At 61.2% G+C, this 14,877-nt stretch carries 11 protein-coding genes; 4 read left to right on the top strand and 7 right to left on the bottom strand.

The window, feature by feature from the left end; translation table 11 throughout:
* Nucleotides 1–107 precede the first annotated feature (107 nt).
* Together ACK6BI_RS00970 and ACK6BI_RS00965 are read right to left on the bottom strand one after the other, a co-directional pair.
* Nucleotides 108–1,391, bottom strand: coding sequence for an NAD(P)/FAD-dependent oxidoreductase (locus tag ACK6BI_RS00970; RefSeq protein ID WP_409315644.1), 1,284 nt, complete (start codon nt 1,389–1,391; stop codon nt 108–110).
* A gap of 98 nt (nt 1,392–1,489) precedes the next feature.
* Complete coding sequence (locus ACK6BI_RS00965) at nt 1,490–2,980, bottom strand: aldehyde dehydrogenase family protein (RefSeq protein ID WP_409315643.1); 1,491 nt, start codon at nt 2,978–2,980, stop codon at nt 1,490–1,492.
* A gap of 162 nt (nt 2,981–3,142) precedes the next feature.
* Between ACK6BI_RS00965 and ACK6BI_RS00960 the strand changes: the two genes are divergently transcribed.
* The 3 genes from ACK6BI_RS00960 (at nt 3,143) to nadE (ending at nt 6,211) form a co-directional block, all read left to right on the top strand.
* Nucleotides 3,143–4,048 carry a LysR family transcriptional regulator gene (locus tag ACK6BI_RS00960; RefSeq protein ID WP_409315642.1) on the top strand — a complete coding sequence of 302 codons (906 nt, stop codon included), beginning with the start codon at nt 3,143–3,145 and terminating at the stop codon, nt 4,046–4,048.
* A 107-nt stretch (nt 4,049–4,155) separates the two neighbouring features.
* Nucleotides 4,156–5,379, top strand: a complete 1,224-nt coding sequence (gene pncB, locus ACK6BI_RS00955) for a nicotinate phosphoribosyltransferase (protein WP_065258794.1) — start codon at nt 4,156–4,158, stop codon at nt 5,377–5,379.
* A 4-nt stretch (nt 5,380–5,383) separates the two neighbouring features.
* Entirely contained in the window at nt 5,384–6,211 is an 828-nt protein-coding gene (gene nadE / locus ACK6BI_RS00950; protein WP_409315641.1) for an ammonia-dependent NAD(+) synthetase, read from the top strand.
* A 76-nt stretch (nt 6,212–6,287) separates the two neighbouring features.
* Here nadE and ACK6BI_RS00945 read toward each other — a convergent pair whose 3' ends face one another.
* Together ACK6BI_RS00945 and azu are read right to left on the bottom strand one after the other, a co-directional pair.
* The gene (locus tag ACK6BI_RS00945; RefSeq protein WP_409315640.1) at nt 6,288–7,208 is read right to left on the bottom strand and encodes a hypothetical protein; all 921 of its coding nucleotides are present in this window, start codon (nt 7,206–7,208) and stop codon (nt 6,288–6,290) included.
* A 223-nt stretch (nt 7,209–7,431) separates the two neighbouring features.
* On the bottom strand, nt 7,432–7,878 hold the full coding sequence (gene azu / locus ACK6BI_RS00940; RefSeq protein ID WP_409315639.1) for an azurin: 447 nt from the start codon (nt 7,876–7,878) through the stop codon (nt 7,432–7,434).
* A gap of 338 nt (nt 7,879–8,216) precedes the next feature.
* On the opposite strand from azu, the gene ACK6BI_RS00935 reads away from it, so the two are divergent.
* Nucleotides 8,217–8,804, top strand: a complete 588-nt coding sequence (locus ACK6BI_RS00935; protein WP_409315638.1) for a TIGR00730 family Rossman fold protein — start codon at nt 8,217–8,219, stop codon at nt 8,802–8,804.
* 12 nt (nt 8,805–8,816) lie between these two features.
* Here the strand turns inward: ACK6BI_RS00935 and ACK6BI_RS00930 are convergent, their stop codons facing one another.
* The 3 genes from ACK6BI_RS00930 to ACK6BI_RS00920 all read right to left on the bottom strand — a co-directional run bounded on the left by ACK6BI_RS00930 (nt 8,817) and on the right by ACK6BI_RS00920 (nt 14,780).
* Nucleotides 8,817–9,707 (bottom strand): transglutaminase N-terminal domain-containing protein, encoded by an 891-nt coding sequence (locus ACK6BI_RS00930; protein WP_409315637.1) that lies wholly within the window; start codon nt 9,705–9,707, stop codon nt 8,817–8,819.
* Nucleotides 9,707–12,193 carry a circularly permuted type 2 ATP-grasp protein gene (locus ACK6BI_RS00925; RefSeq protein WP_409315636.1) on the bottom strand — a complete coding sequence of 829 codons (2,487 nt, stop codon included), beginning with the start codon at nt 12,191–12,193 and terminating at the stop codon, nt 9,707–9,709. Before ACK6BI_RS00925 ends, ACK6BI_RS00930 begins: the two co-directional genes overlap by 1 nt.
* Nucleotides 12,194–12,476: 283 nt before the next feature.
* Complete coding sequence (locus ACK6BI_RS00920) at nt 12,477–14,780, bottom strand: YgiQ family radical SAM protein (protein ID WP_409315635.1); 2,304 nt, start codon at nt 14,778–14,780, stop codon at nt 12,477–12,479.
* Nucleotides 14,781–14,877 lie beyond the last annotated feature (97 nt).

Genomic DNA, 14,877 nt, shown 5'->3' with positions numbered 1-14,877 from the left:
CCGCGTCACCGAACTGCACACTGCTGGTGCGAGACTGCTACAACCCGCACCATTACAGGCTAGTCGCTGCGTTAAAAAGCGCCGCTTTGCGCAACAAAATTCAACATTCAAATGACGATGCGCAGGCACTGGCCCGCGTGATACAGCGAGAACCCGGCCTCGTACAGGCAACTGCGCAAGCCCGCGCCTGCCAGGGGCTGCATCGGTGCAAAGGGAATCGGCAAGGCTTGAGGATTTCCGTTACACAGGTAATCGGCGAAGGCCTTGCCGACCACCGTACCGGTGGTCACGCCGCGACCGTTGTAACCGGTGACGGCCACCAGTCCCGGCGCCGGTTCGAACAGGCGCATCAGGTGATCGGGGGTGAACGCGATGCGCCCGGTCCAGGTGCATTCCCATTCCACGGGCTTGAGGTTGGGGAAGTAGTGCTGCTGCACCCGGTCGGCCCAGGCCTTGAGAAACCAGATCGGTTTCTGATTGCCGTTACCCAGGCTACCCAGTAACAGACGCCCGTCCTTGTCACGGCGGATGCTGCTCAGCACCTGGCGGGTATCCCACGAGCCCTGCCCGCCCGGAAGGATCTCCTGAGCCGCATCTTCGGTGAGCGGCACCGAAGCGACCTGATAGTAGTAACCGGGGAAGAAGTTGCGCTTGAGTTCGGTCCAGTCACCTTCGGTGTAGGCGTTGGACGCGATCACCACTTGTTCGGCGAGCACCGAACCCTGCCCGGTCTGCACCGACCACTGCTGGCCCTGGCGTTCAAGGCGGGTGACCGGCGAATGGTCGAACATCTGGCCGCCAAGCCCTGCCACCGCTTTCGCCAGCCCGGTGACGTAAGCCATCGGATTGAGCGTACCGGCCCGCCGATCCAGTAGCGCAGCCGCTATCTTTTTCGTGCCGGTCGCTTGCTCACAGGCTTTTCCGGTCAGCAGTTCGACCGGCGCACCGCGGCGCTTCCATTGTTCTTCGCGACTGCGCAGATCCGCCTCGCCCTTGGCGTTGTGCGCCATGTGCAGGGTGCCTTCGCGGCGCAACTGGCAATCGATGTTGTATTTATCCACAAGGCTGAACACCAGCGCCGGCGCCGCACCGAGCATGCGGTTGAGCTGGCTGCCGACCGCCTCGCCGAATCCGGCCTCGATCTCGTCCGGCGGGATCCACATCCCGGCGTTGACCAGCCCGACATTGCGCCCGGACCCGCCCTGCCCGGCGCGATGGGCTTCGAGCACGCAGACGCTTTTGCCTTTCTCCAACAGATGCAGCGCCGCCGACAGCCCGGTAAACCCGGCGCCGATCACGCAGACATCGACTTTGACCTCGCCCCTGAGCGCCCTGTTATCCGGTCGTTGCGGCGTGAGCTTTTCCCACAGACATTCTTCGCGTAACGGCATTGCCAGACTCCAACAGAAACCTAACAAAACACACAGCTGACACTATGAGAGCGGGCTTGCCCGCTCCCACAGGTTTCCTCGTCGCATCGATTACTCTGTCAATCGAATGTGATGCCCTGCGCCAGCGGCAACTCCAGCGAGTAGTTCACGGTGTTGGTCTGGCGGCGCATGTAGGCGCGCCACGCATCCGAACCGGACTCACGACCGCCACCCGTTTCTTTCTCGCCACCGAACGCGCCGCCGATTTCCGCACCGCTTGGCCCGATGTTGACGTTGGCGATGCCGCAGTCGCTGCCGACCGCCGACATGAATTTCTCGGCCTCGCGCACATCGGTGGTGAAGATGCACGACGACAGGCCTTGCGGCACGGCGTTGTTCAGGCGCAGCGCCTCATCGAAATCGCGGTAGCCGACCACGTACAGGATCGGCGCGAAGGTCTCGCTGCACACCACGTCGCTCTGCTCCGGCATTTCAACGATGGCCGGCGATACGTAGTAGGCATTCGGGAATTGGCCTTCCAGCTGGCGTTTGCCGCCGAACACCCGGCCGCCCTCGCTCAGCGCCTGCTCCAGCGCGTCCTGCATGTTTTCGAAGCTGTGCTTGTCGATCAGCGGGCCGATCAGGTTGCCTTCCAGCGGGTGACCGATGCGGATTTTGGAATAGGCGGCCTTGAGGCGGGTGACGATTTCTTCTTTCACCGACTCATGGGCGATCAGCCGACGCAACGTGGTGCAACGCTGACCGGCGGTGCCGACGGCGCTGAACAGGATGGCGCGCACGGCCATGTCCAGATCGGCGCTCGGGCCGAGGATCATGGCGTTGTTGCCGCCCAGTTCGAGGATGCTGCGGGCGAAGCGTGCGGCGACTTTCGGCGCCACTTCGCGCCCCATGCGGGTGCTGCCGGTGGCGCTGATCAGCGCGACACGCGGGTCATCCACCAGCGCTTCGCCGGCATCGCGGCCGCCGATGATCACCTGGCTCAAGTGCGCCGGGGCATCGCTGAAGTTCTTCAGTACGCGCTCGAACAACGCCTGACAGGCCAGCGCGGTCAGCGGCGTTTTTTCCGACGGCTTCCACACCACCGGGTTGCCGCAGACCAGCGCCAGCGTGGTGTTCCACGCCCACACCGCGACCGGGAAGTTGAACGCACTGATCACGCCGACCACGCCCAGCGGGTGCCAGGTTTCACGCATATGGTGGCCCGGACGCTCGGAGGCGATGGTCAAGCCGTACAACTGTCGCGACAGGCCGACGGCGAAGTCGCAGATGTCGATCATCTCCTGCACTTCACCCAGACCTTCCTGAGTGATCTTGCCCGCTTCCCACGACACCAGTTCCCCGAGATCGGCCTTGTATTCGCGCAGGACTTCGCCGAACTGACGCACCAGTTCGCCGCGACGCGGGGCCGGCACTTTGCGCCAGTGTTCGAACGCATGATCTGCGCGACTGATGTGCTGCTCGACTTCGGCCGGGCCTTCCCAGTTCACGGCGCCGATGCGGCTGCCGTCGATGGGCGAATGCACCGGCACTTTGCCGTTCTGGTACAGGGCCGGGTTCACACCAAGACGATCAAGCAATGCGGCAACCATGGGTCACTCCTCAAGCAGAAAACTGAATGTGTGCGGACGCGTGTTCACGCCCGGGCAGGCCTTTAGTTGTAGCTTCAGGAAGGCCAGGCAACAAACGACCTTTACGCGAGATATCATTCCGTTTATTCATGCTGCGCAGAAAGACAAGAAAAAGGATCGCCCATGCTGAACAAACGCCACTTGCCGTCGATCACCGCGTTGCAGTGCTTCGAGGCCGTGACCCGGCACCTGAGTTTCACCCGGGCCGCCGAGGAACTGAACCTGACCCAGAGCGCCGTCAGCAAGCAGGTGGCGCAACTTGAGGAATTGCTGCAGCACTTGTTGTTCCGTCGGATACGCCGCCGTTTGCAGATGACCCCGGCTGGCGATCTGTACCTGGTGGAAGTCAGAAAAATCCTGACCCAGGTCGAGATGTCGACCCATTACCTGCGTTCCTACGGCGGCGAGACCGAAGTCCTGCGCGTTTCCACGCCGTCCACCTTCGGCGCCCGCTGGCTGGTGCCGCGCCTCAAGGGCTGGCGTCTGCGCCACCCGTCGATTCACCTGGACCTGTGCAACGAGCAGGAAGCCGATGATCTGCTGCAAGGGCGCAGCGACCTGGCGTTCTATTTCGGCCAGGGTTCACGCCCCGGCACCGAGTGCCTGAAGCTGTTCGGCGAAGAGTTGGTGCCGGTCTGCGCGCCCGGCAGCCTGCCGGACACGCCGTTGACTGATCCAACGCAACTCACTGATCTGGTGTTGCTGCAGAATGCGTCCCGCCCGCAAGCGTGGCACGACTGGTTCGACAGCCAGGGCTACCAGACCGAACACAGCTACCACGGCCCGCGCTTCGAAACCTTTTATATGTGCATCCGCGCCGCGCAGGTCGGCTGCGGCGTCGCCCTGCTGCCGAGGTTTCTGGTGGAAGAGGAATTGGCCGACGGCAAACTGGTCATTCCCTGGCAACATGCAATGCCCAGCAGCGATGCGTATTACCTGGCCTACCCGGAACACGCGGCGGAAGTACCCAAGGTGCGGGATTTCGTGAAGTGGATGCTGGAGCAGATCGACAGTCCTGATGCGGTCTGAAGGCCCGTGCCGGGATAAAAATCGCTGGCAATCCACACCCCGGATATGCGCCACTAGCGCCATTGATTGATACCGTGCCAACGCGCGGCCCGCCTGGAGACCCCGTTATGAGCGAGAGTGTGTTTGCCGATCGCATCGTGCAGAACCTGCTCGACACCGACTTCTACAAACTGACGATGATGCAGGCGGTGCTGCACAACTACCCCAACGTCGAAGTCGAATGGGAGTTTCGTTGCCGTAACAGTGAAGATCTGCGCCCGTATCTGGCGGAGATCCGCTTCCAGGTCGAGCGTCTGGCCGAATTGAGTCTGAGCGCCGATCAGTTGAGCTTTCTCGAGCGCATCTCGTTCCTCAAGCCGGATTTCCTGCGATTCCTCGGTCTGTTCCGCTTCAACCTGCGCTACCTGCATACCGGCATCGAGAACGGCGAGTTGTTCATCCGCCTGCGCGGGCCGTGGCTGCATGTGATTCTGTTCGAGGTGCCGCTGCTGGCGATCGTCAGCGAGGTGCGCAATCGCTATCGATACCGCGAAACCGCTCTGGAACAGGCCCGCGAACAGCTTTACCGCAAATTCGACTGGCTGACCGCCAACGCTTCGGCCGAAGAGCTGTCGCACCTGCAGGTCGCCGACTTCGGCACCCGCCGGCGGTTTTCCTACCGCGTACAGGAAGAAGTGGTGAACGTGCTCAAGCATGATTTCCCCGGGCGTTTTGTCGGCACCAGCAACGTGCACCTGTCCCGCGAACTGGACATGAAACCGCTGGGCACCATGGCCCACGAATGGATCATGGCCCACCAGCAACTCGGGCCACGGCTGATCGACAGCCAGATCGCCGCCCTCGATTGCTGGGTTCGCGAATATCGCGGCCTGCTGGGGATCGCCCTGACCGACTGCATCACCACCGATGCCTTCCTCGGCGACTTCGATCTGTTCTTCGCCAAGCTGTTCGACGGCTTGCGCCATGACTCCGGGGACCCGGTGAAGTGGGGCGAAAAATGCATCGCCCACTATCACAAGCTCGGCATCGACCCGATGAGCAAGACCCTGGTGTTCTCCGACAGTCTGACGCTGCCCAAGTCGCTGGAGATCTTCCGGGCGTTGCGCGGGCGGATCAATGTCAGCTTCGGTATCGGCACCAACCTGACCTGTGACATTCCGGGTGTCGAACCGATGAGCATCGTGCTTAAAATGACCGCCTGCAACGGCCAGCCGGTGGCGAAGATCTCCGACGAGCCGGGCAAGACCCACTGCAAAGACCCGAATTTCGTCGCCTACTTGCGACACGTTTTCCAGGTTCCTGCCGTTTCCAGCCTATCTAGCAAGGAGTGAATTCATGCAAGCCGTACAGCGTGAGATTGCTGAACAGCTCAACGTTCAGCCGCCGTTCGCCGATTACCAGGCCCTCGAAGCGGAAGTTGCCCGACGCATCACCTTCATCCAGGATTGCCTGACCAGTTCCGGGCTCAAGACCCTGGTGCTGGGCATCAGCGGCGGCGTCGACTCGCTGACCGCCGGCCTCCTGGCCCAGCGTGCCATGCGTGAACTGCGCCAGCGCACCGGCGACGAGGCCTACAAGTTCATCGCCGTGCGCCTGCCGTACGACGTGCAGTTCGATGAACATGATGCCCAGGCCTCGGTGGATTTCATCGCCCCGGACGAGCGCCACACCGTCAATATCGGCCCGGCGGTGAAATCCCTGGCTGGCGAAGTCGCGGCATTCGAAGGCAAACACGCAGTGTCGAGAGATTTCGTGCTCGGCAACACCAAGGCGCGGATGCGCATGGTCGCCCAGTACACCATCGCCGGTGCCGCCCATGGGCTGGTGATCGGCACCGACCACGCTGCGGAAGCGGTGATGGGTTTCTTCACCAAGTTCGGCGACGGCGCCTGCGACCTCGCACCGCTCAGCGGGCTGGTAAAGAACCAGGTCCGGGCCATCGCCCGCAGCTTCGGCGCGCCGGAATCGCTGGTGGAAAAAGTGCCGACGGCGGATCTGGAAGACCTGTCGCCGGGCAAACCGGACGAAGCGTCCCACGGCGTCACCTACGCCGAAATCGACGCGTTCTTGCACGGCCACCCTGTGCGTCAGGAAGCGTTCGACATCATCGTCAATACGTATAAGAAGACCCATCACAAACGCGTGATGCCGTTTGCGCCGTGATCGGTGAGTGAATGAAAAAGCCCGCTGAGGAGTGATCCTCAGCGGGCTTTTCTTTGAGCAGAACTCAATGGCAGATTTAGTGCGCTTTTGCTGCAACCACCCTGAATGCCCTAGGGGACGAGATTCGACCACCATCCGTTATCGCTCTGATGGTATGAACCTTTTCAGCCAGATTCGAAATCTTTGCCGTGTAGATTCCAATCGAGTCGGCCGTGAATGGAGCCAGGTCGTTCTCGTAGTCGACTATTTTTCCTTTTTCACCTGGGTTTGCCGTACCGACAACCGTTAACGATGTATCGGTCGTTTGCTCGTGATTGCCGATCAACTGCCCGCTTTCTCCCAGGAGAAACTGGATGCTGAGCAGTACGGAGGGCTTAATCTCAATGCTCCAGGGTGGAGACTCAACACCGTCTTGTCCTACCACGGTGAAATCATGCTGCCCTGGAGCAACTCCGTTCAGCACAGCACTCCAATGAGCATTTGCATCAATGTTGAGGGTGGCAACGAGAATTCCATTATCCAGAAGATTTACCGTTTGGTTGGGCTCCCCCTCGCCTACAAAACTCAGATCGACAAACGTAGTGCTTCCACCATTTTCGATGACGACTCCGTCGGGACCGTTTACCCAGAAAATAGAGGCACGTGCCGGCAAGTGCATGTGAACCGTAAACGGTTCTGACACATGTCCATCACTGGTATGCACGGTGTACTCATGTGGACCGTTCTGCTGATCAGTCACGATCAAACTGAAGTGACCATTGCGATCAACATTTACCGGGGAATGCGCAGGGGCACCGTTGTCGAAAAGCTGCGCCGTTTGATTGGGAGCAGCGAAACCAACAAAAGACAAATCTGCATTTGTGCTGATCCCGCCATTTTCGAGGAGTTCACCATTGCCATTGGTAACGCTCTCAATGCCGGTTTGGCTTAACAGAGCTTTGCTGTCGGGCCCCTGAACCAAGGTACGCTGCTGGGGTAATTTCTCTTGATCGGTCATACGAAAACTCCTTTTTCGGATTAGGTGCGCACAGTCATCTGAGCGCCCCCCATCTGAGGCTTCTTCGAAATTCGCGTCTACTGTCAGAAATTACAGGTTCGGGTGCATTTCAGACAGACGGTTATCGTCAGAGAAATGAGAAAGCTGAAGCATCCTTGATCAGCAGAAAAAACGCCGCTGCAATCACTTGCAGCGGCGTTTTTCGTGTCAGGCGTGAGTCGTATTACTTCAGGGTCACGGTGCCTTTCATCATCGAGATATGGCCCGGGAACGAGCAGAAGAAGCCGTAATCGGTGCCAGCTGCCAGTTTCGATACGTCGATGGTCAGCGAATCCTTTTCGCCGGCGCCGATGATCTTGGTGTGGGCGATGACGCGCTCGTCGCCGTCCTTCAGGTAGTTCTTGTCGATGCCGGCGGCCAGGCCGTCGGTGGCGATCGGCTGCATGTCGGCGGTCTTGCTGACCACCAGGTTATGGCCCATGACGTTCTTCGGCAGGCTGCCGGAATGGGTCAGTTCGACGGTGAAGGTCTTGCAGCTCTTGTCGATCACGATCTCCTTGGTGTTGAAGGACATCTGGTCGGTGGAGTCGACGGTGGTTTTGCACTCGGCAGCCATCAATTGGCTGCTGGCCAGCGCCAGCAGGGATACCGCAACAACTTTGGAAAACATGGTGAATCTCCAAGGCAGGGTTAACAAAACACGAGTGGTTGGAAGACTGCCTGAAATCTTCGCAAGTTCCTATGACTTGAGTCAAAAATTGTATACAACTTTCAGGCTATGACATTCATCGAAACAATCTAACAGCCAGACGTCTGGCCGGGCCGTATCTTCAGGGCTCAACTCAACTGGAGCATCCGTCATGTCCTACAACAGCCTGTTGTGCAGCCTGCTCGCCGCCTATGCCTGTGGCGCCAGCGGCACCTGTGAAACCCCGAAGCGCGAAGTCTAGCCCTTGGAGCGAGACCTGCCAGCCGTTACCCTGTGACGGATTGACCCAGGAGGAAGGCATGTCTCTCACATCCGTTTGTGTATTTTGCGGTGCCAACGCCGGCACCACCCCGGCCTACACCGAAGCCGCCATCGCCCTCGGCACAGCCATTGCCGAGCGCAACCTGAAGCTGGTCTACGGCGGTGGCGCCGTAGGGTTGATGGGGATCGTCGCCGACGCTGCGCTGGCCGCCGGTGGCGAAGTGATCGGCATCATTCCGCAGAGCCTCATGGACAAGGAAATCGGTCACAAGAACCTGACGCGCCTGGAAGTGGTCGACGGCATGCACGCCCGCAAGGCGCGGATGGCTGAACTCAGCGATGCGTTCATCGCCTTGCCCGGCGGTCTCGGCACCCTGGAAGAACTGTTCGAAGTCTGGACCTGGGGCCAGCTCGGCTACCACGGCAAGCCGCTGGGGCTGCTGGAAGTGAACGGGTTCTACAGCAAACTCACCGCATTTCTCGATCACATCGTCGGCGAAGGCTTCGTTCGCGCTCCGCACCGCGACATGCTGCAAGTGAGTGAGTCGCCGCAATCGCTGCTCGATGCACTCGACCAGTGGAAGCCGACCGTCACGCCCAAATGGGTTGATCAGAAACCCGGTTGATCCTGCCGCCTGTCACTCCAGCGGCATCACAGTGACCCGCACCTCGGGATCATGGCGACCGCCTCCCAGAATCACTCCGCGCAAAGGAGACACATCGGAAAAATCCCGGCCCCAGGCCAGGGTGATGTGCTCCAGTGCCGGTTGCACGTTGTTGGTCGGATCGAAATCGACCCAGCCCAGCACCGGGCAAAACACCGACACCCACGCATGGGACGCATCGGCACCGATCAGGCGCGGTTGCCCCGGTGGCGGCCGGGTCAGCAGGTAACCGCTGACATAACGCGCCGCCAATCCTCGGGAACGCACGCAGGCCAGCATCAGATGGGCGAAGTCCTGACAGACTCCGCGCCGCCGCTCCAGTACCTCGACCAACGGCGTCGCAACCTGCGTCGCCTCGGCATCGAAGGTGAACTCGTTGAAGATCTTTTCCATCAACGCCTGCACACCCAGCAGCAGTGGTCGCCCTGGCGGAAAACAGCTTTCGGAAAACTCGACGAAGCTGCGCTTGAGGTGAACGTAGGGTGACTGAAAACGATAACGACAAGCCTCCAGCCATTCCTCCGACAACGGCTGGTTGCTGTAACTCAGCGCATTGCGCGTCAGCTCCCAGGCCGCAGACAGATTGAAATCCGGTGCCGGCCGCGCCATCACCTCGATCGTCAGCCGGGCATTGACCTGCAGTTGATCATGGGGACGTTCGAACGCCAGGCGTGTCAGCGGATTGCCGAACACGTCCTGTTCGTCACGACGGGTGGTCGGTTGCGGACTGATCAGCAACTGCCGCTCGATGCAACGTTGCCAGGCACACTCGCGGGGCCACAGATGAGCCAGCTGCTGCGCCAGCGAAACCGGGTTGTCGTATCGATAACACGTGTCGTGAAGGATCTGGTAAAGGGCATTCATCAGACGGACACCGTGCGCTGGCTGACATCATCGACATGGGCGAAATGGCGCAGCGCCAGACGATCGGACACTTGGCTGCAGGCATCGGCAATGTCTTGCAGCAGATCCGCCAGACCATCCAGTGCGGCCCGCACGCTGGTTTCGCCGAACAGGGGATTCTCCAGACAAGCCAGGTCGAAACGCGCCAGACGCTCGACCAACGCTGACAATACGACGTCCCGAGGCGCGTCGAAATCGTCGCTCAGGCGTTTGAGCGTGCGCGTCACCAGCTTCAACTGGAACAACACCGCGTGGGGGTTCTGCTCGTCCAGCAGCAACAGGTCGAGCACCGGGATCAGCTGTGCCATCGCGAGATAGCGCGAGCGATAGGTGATGCTGCTGTTGCCCAGCTCCAGCAACCACTCCAGCCCGGCCTGATCGAACGCACCGGCGCCGCTCAGGAAGCCTGCAAGGCTGCTGCCAAGAAATTGCAGACGCTCGATCCGTCGACCGATCATCAGGAAACGCCAGCCTTCGTCGCGGGTCATGTCGTCCAGGGCAAACCCGGACAACGCCGCCAGCGACATCACCAGCCGGTTGAGAAAATCCAGCAACTGGCCGAAGTCCGGTTCGGCGGTGTCCAGTTCCGTCGCCTCGCGCTGCAACTCCATCAGCGCCTGCCAGTTCTCCCGCGAGAGCTTGCCGCGCACCTGCGATGCCGCCCATTGCAAGCGTTGCAGGTTGGAGCGCAGGCTGAACGACCAGTTCTCGCCCAGCACAGCCGCGAGCAAGCGCTCCGGCAGCTCGCCTTCGTCCGGCAGCAGCATCAGCCGCTCGCCGAGTTCCACCGCCGCCTGCAGGGCCTGCGGATCGTCGCCGTCGACGTAACGCGCCAGCATGATCCGCAACAGCCGCGCGCTGTCGTCGCAACGCTCGCAGTAACGGCCGAACCAGAACAGGTTTTCCACCACCCGCGACGGCAGGTAGGGATCGCGCCGCACAAGATCAGGCACGCCGATGTTGCGCTGGGACTTCCACTGCTCGCCACTGGGTGGCCGGTCACCCAGCACCCAGGTGTCCTTGCTGGCGCCACCGCGCTGCATCGACACCACTTCGGCATCGGCTTCGGCCGCCACCCGGGTCAGGCCTCCGGGCAACACCCGATAACCGTCATGACTGGCCACCGCATACATGCGCATGCCGATGGCCCGCGGTTGCAACCGGCCGTCCTCGGGCTGCCAGACCGGCGCGAGGGACAGCTGCGCGAGCTCTTGCGCCACATAGACATAGGGCCGGGCCTGAATGCGCCGGGCAAGCGCCTGGCGCTGCTCGTCGCTCAGATCACGCCCGAAGACCGGTGCAAAGCTCTGCGACGGAAAAGCCGGCTTGATCAACAGTTCCGGCAGTTTCTCCAGTGCCTGGGCCAGCACCGGCGCCTCTCCGCACCACCAGGTGGCGATGGAGGGCAGGATCAGTTCTTCGCCGAACAGGTATTGATTGATCTTCGGCAGAAATCCCAACAGCCCCGGCGACTCCAGCACGCCGCTGCCCAACGCGTTGGCCACCAGCACCCGGCCTTGACGCACAGCCTCGAGCAATCCCGGAACACCCAGTGCCGAATCCGTGCGCAGCTCCAGCGGGTCACAGAAATCATCGTCGAGCCGACGCATGATCGCGTGAACCCGGCGCAGGCCGCTCAGGGTTTTCAGGTAGACCGTGGCGTCGCGCACCGTCAGGTCGCCACCTTCCACTAACGGATAACCGAGCTGACGCGCGAGATAGAGATGCTCGAAATAGCTTTCGTTGAAGCGCCCCGGGGTCAGCAATACCACCAGCGGCGCATCGTCGTCGCAAGGCGCCTGACGGGCCAGGGTTTCCTGCAAGGTACGGAAGAAACCGGCCAGGTGCTGCACCTTCAGATCCCGGTACAACTCGGGAAAGGCCCGGGACACGATGGTGCGGTTCTCCAGCGCATAACCGGCACCCGATGGCGCCTGGGTACGATCCGCCGTCACCCACCAACGCCCGTCCGGCGTGCGCGCCAGATCCACCGCATACAGATGCAGAAAGGCCCCGTCCGGCGGCGCAATGCCCTGACAGGGCCAGAGAAAATTGTCGTGGCCGAACACCAGCTCTGCCGGCAGCAAGCCTTCGCGGATCAAGTGCTGAGGGCCATACAGATCCGCCAGCACTGCATTGAGCAGACGCGCTCGCTGGGCGATTCCGGCCGACAGTTGCTGCCATTCAACGTCAGCGATCACGTGGGGCAGCAGATCCAGCTCCCATGGACGATCCGCGCCCTTGGGATCGGCATACACGTTGTAGGTGACACCGTTTTCCTGAATCTGTCGGGCCAGCAGCGCCTGACGCTGCGCCCGTTGCGCCGCGGTGCTGCGCTGCAACTGGTCGAACAAGCGCTGCCAGTGCGGGCGCACCGCGCCGCCGGTGTCGAGCAGTTCGTGGTATGAGCCCGCCGTCAGCGGGTAGCGGTCAAGCAGATCAGGCATGGAAAGCTCGGCAGCCAGCAGGTTGGGGTCAGACTAACGCAGGCACATGACGCCGGGATATACGAAAATCCATCTGCGGCTGTGGGCGAGCCTGAGCGTATTCGAAAGCGCGCAAGACTTATGCCATGCAGCGGTCCTCGCGCGTTTCCAGGATGCTCAAGGCAGTACAGCACCAAAATCGGGCATGCAGTGAAAGGGGCTGATACGCCTGCACGCAAATGTCGCGAGGCACAATGCAAAACGCCAACCCGAAGGTTGGCGTTCTGTTCAGTTCAAGTGCGTTTCAGCGCGGAACGACCGGCTTGCGGGCCGGCTTCGGCCCCTTGCCTTTCGCCGCATCCTTGCGCTCCTTGGCAGCCTGCTGGTTGCGGGCAAATGCCGCGGCCTTGGCCTGCTCACGCTTGTCCCACGGATTGCCGCCGTCGCTTGCGCGCGGTGGCAGACCGGTATGCTGGGTGAGAATCTTCGTGCTCTTGTCTTTCGCGACCTTGTGGCTGCCGGCCGGTGTCGAGTTCTTGCGACGGGCACTCTGATAGCTGTCGCTGGCCGGCTGGTGCAGCGGGATCAACTGGTGCTTGCCCGGACCGATCAGGTCGCCACGGCCCATGCGGATCAGCGCTTCACGCAGCATCGGCCAGCCCTTCGGATCGTGATAACGCAGGAACGCCTTGTGCAAGCGGCGCTGCTCCTCGCTCTTGACGATGGTCACGCCGTCGCTCTTGTAGGTGACCTTGCGCAACGGGTTCTTGCCCGAGTGATACATGGCGGTGGCCGAGGCCATCGGCGACGGATAGAACGCCTGCACCTGGTCGGCACGGAAGCCGTTGCCCTTGAGCCACAGGGCCAGGTTCATCATGTCCTCGTCGGTGGTACCCGGGTGGGCCGCGATGAAGTACGGAATCAGGTATTGCTCCTTGCCCGCTTCCTTCGAGAACTTCTCGAACATGCGCTTGAAGCGATCGTAAGTACCGATCCCCGGCTTCATCATCTGGTTGAGCGGACCTTCCTCGGTGTGTTCCGGGGCGATCTTCAGGTAACCGCCGACGTGGTGGGTCACCAGTTCCTTGACGTACTCCGGCGACTCGACCGCAAGGTCGTAACGCAGGCCGGAGGCGATCAGGATCTTCTTCACACCCGGCAACGCACGGGCGCTGCGATACAGCTGGATCAGCGACGAATGGTCGGTGTTCAGGTTCGGACAGATGCCCGGAAACACGCAGGACGGCTTGCGGCACGCGGATTCGATTTCCGGGCTCTTGCAGGCAATGCGGTACATGTTCGCGGTCGGGCCGCCGAGGTCGGAAATGACGCCGGTGAAGCCAGGTACCTTGTCACGGATCTCTTCGATTTCGCGAATGATCGATTCTTCGGAACGGTTCTGGATGATCCGGCCCTCGTGCTCGGTGATCGAGCAGAAGGTGCAGCCGCCGAAGCAGCCACGCATGATGTTCACCGAGAAACGGATCATGTCGTAGGCCGGGATCTTTTCCTTGCCATACGCCGGATGTGGAATGCGTGCGTAAGGCATGCCGAACACGTAGTCCATTTCTTCGGTGGTCATCGGAATCGGCGGCGGGTTGAACCAGACGTCGACCTCGCCATGCTTCTGCACCAGCGCACGGGCGTTGCCCGGGTTGGTCTCCAGATGCAACACGCGGTTGGCGTGGGCGTACAGGACCGGGTCGTTACGTACCTTCTCCATCGATGGCAGGCGGATCACGGTCTTGTCGCGGGTCATCTTCGGGCTGGCCAGGATCTGCACGACCTTGGCTTCCTGCGGATCATCAACCGGGCCTTTTTCCTGCTCGATGGCGCAAGCCGCCGTGTCCTGGGTGTTGACGTACGGGTTGATGATCTTGTCGATCTTGCCCGGACGGTCGATGCGCGTGGAGTCGACTTCGTACCAACCCGCCGGCGTGTCGCGACGGATGAACGCGGTGCCGCGCACATCGGTGATGTCTTCGATCTTGTGGCCGTAGGACAGACGCTGGGCGACTTCGACAATCGCCCGCTCGGCGTTGCCGTACAGCAGGATGTCGGCGCTGGCGTCGATCAGGATCGAGTTGCGCACGCGATCCTGCCAGTAGTCGTAGTGAGCGATGCGACGCAGGGAGGCTTCGATGCCACCGAGCACGATCGGCACATGTTTGTAGGCTTCCTTGCAGCGCTGGCTGTAGACCAGACTCGCGCGATCCGGACGCTTGCCGGCCATGCCACCCGGGGTGTAGGCGTCGTCGGAACGGATTTTCTTGTCCGCAGTGTAGCGGTTGATCATCGAGTCCATGTTGCCGGCCGCGACGCCGAAGAACAGATTCGGCTCGCCGAGCTTCATGAAGTCGTCCTTGGACTGCCAGTTCGGCTGCGCAATGATCCCGACGCGAAAGCCTTGAGCCTCCAGCAGCCGGCCGATGATCGCCATGCCGAACGACGGATGATCGACGTAGGCATCACCGGTGACGATGATGATGTCGCAGGAATCCCAGCCGAGCTGATCCATCTCCTCCCTGCTCATCGGCAGGAACGGCGCGGGTCCGAAACATTCGGCCCAATATTTTGGATAGTCAAATAACGGCTTGGCTGCTTGCATGTCGATAACCGGTGTTGGCTTTCATTGAATTTCGCGGGCGCGGAATATAGCACAAATTTTGACCAATTCCGACGACCGTGGTCGGATTCTCTCTCCT

It is taken from the genome of Pseudomonas sp. KCJK9016 (assembly GCF_046231795.1).
GTDB classification, from domain to species: Bacteria; Pseudomonadota; Gammaproteobacteria; order Pseudomonadales; family Pseudomonadaceae; genus Aquipseudomonas; species Aquipseudomonas bananamidigenes.
The sequence above is the reverse complement of the archived record's forward strand: the minus strand, read 5'-3'. Positions and strand labels throughout refer to the sequence as shown.

Excerpts from the sequence above, each read along its gene's own strand:
- nadE (WP_409315641.1), top strand. The coding sequence starts at position 5,384 with ATGCAAGCCGTACAGCGTGAGATTGCTGAACAGCTCAACGTTCAGCCG.
- ACK6BI_RS00970 (WP_409315644.1), bottom strand. The coding sequence starts at position 1,391 with ATGCCGTTACGCGAAGAATGTCTGTGGGAAAAGCTCACGCCGCAACGA.
- ACK6BI_RS00930 (WP_409315637.1), bottom strand. The coding sequence starts at position 9,707 with ATGAATGCCCTTTACCAGATCCTTCACGACACGTGTTATCGATACGAC.
- ACK6BI_RS00945 (WP_409315640.1), bottom strand. The coding sequence starts at position 7,208 with ATGACCGATCAAGAGAAATTACCCCAGCAGCGTACCTTGGTTCAGGGG.
- ACK6BI_RS00925 (WP_409315636.1), bottom strand. The coding sequence starts at position 12,193 with ATGCCTGATCTGCTTGACCGCTACCCGCTGACGGCGGGCTCATACCAC.
- ACK6BI_RS00960 (WP_409315642.1), top strand. The coding sequence starts at position 3,143 with ATGCTGAACAAACGCCACTTGCCGTCGATCACCGCGTTGCAGTGCTTC.
- azu (WP_409315639.1), bottom strand. The coding sequence starts at position 7,878 with ATGTTTTCCAAAGTTGTTGCGGTATCCCTGCTGGCGCTGGCCAGCAGC.
- ACK6BI_RS00920 (WP_409315635.1), bottom strand. The coding sequence starts at position 14,780 with ATGCAAGCAGCCAAGCCGTTATTTGACTATCCAAAATATTGGGCCGAA.
- ACK6BI_RS00935 (WP_409315638.1), top strand. The coding sequence starts at position 8,217 with ATGTCTCTCACATCCGTTTGTGTATTTTGCGGTGCCAACGCCGGCACC.
- pncB (WP_065258794.1), top strand. The coding sequence starts at position 4,156 with ATGAGCGAGAGTGTGTTTGCCGATCGCATCGTGCAGAACCTGCTCGAC.
- ACK6BI_RS00965 (WP_409315643.1), bottom strand. The coding sequence starts at position 2,980 with ATGGTTGCCGCATTGCTTGATCGTCTTGGTGTGAACCCGGCCCTGTAC.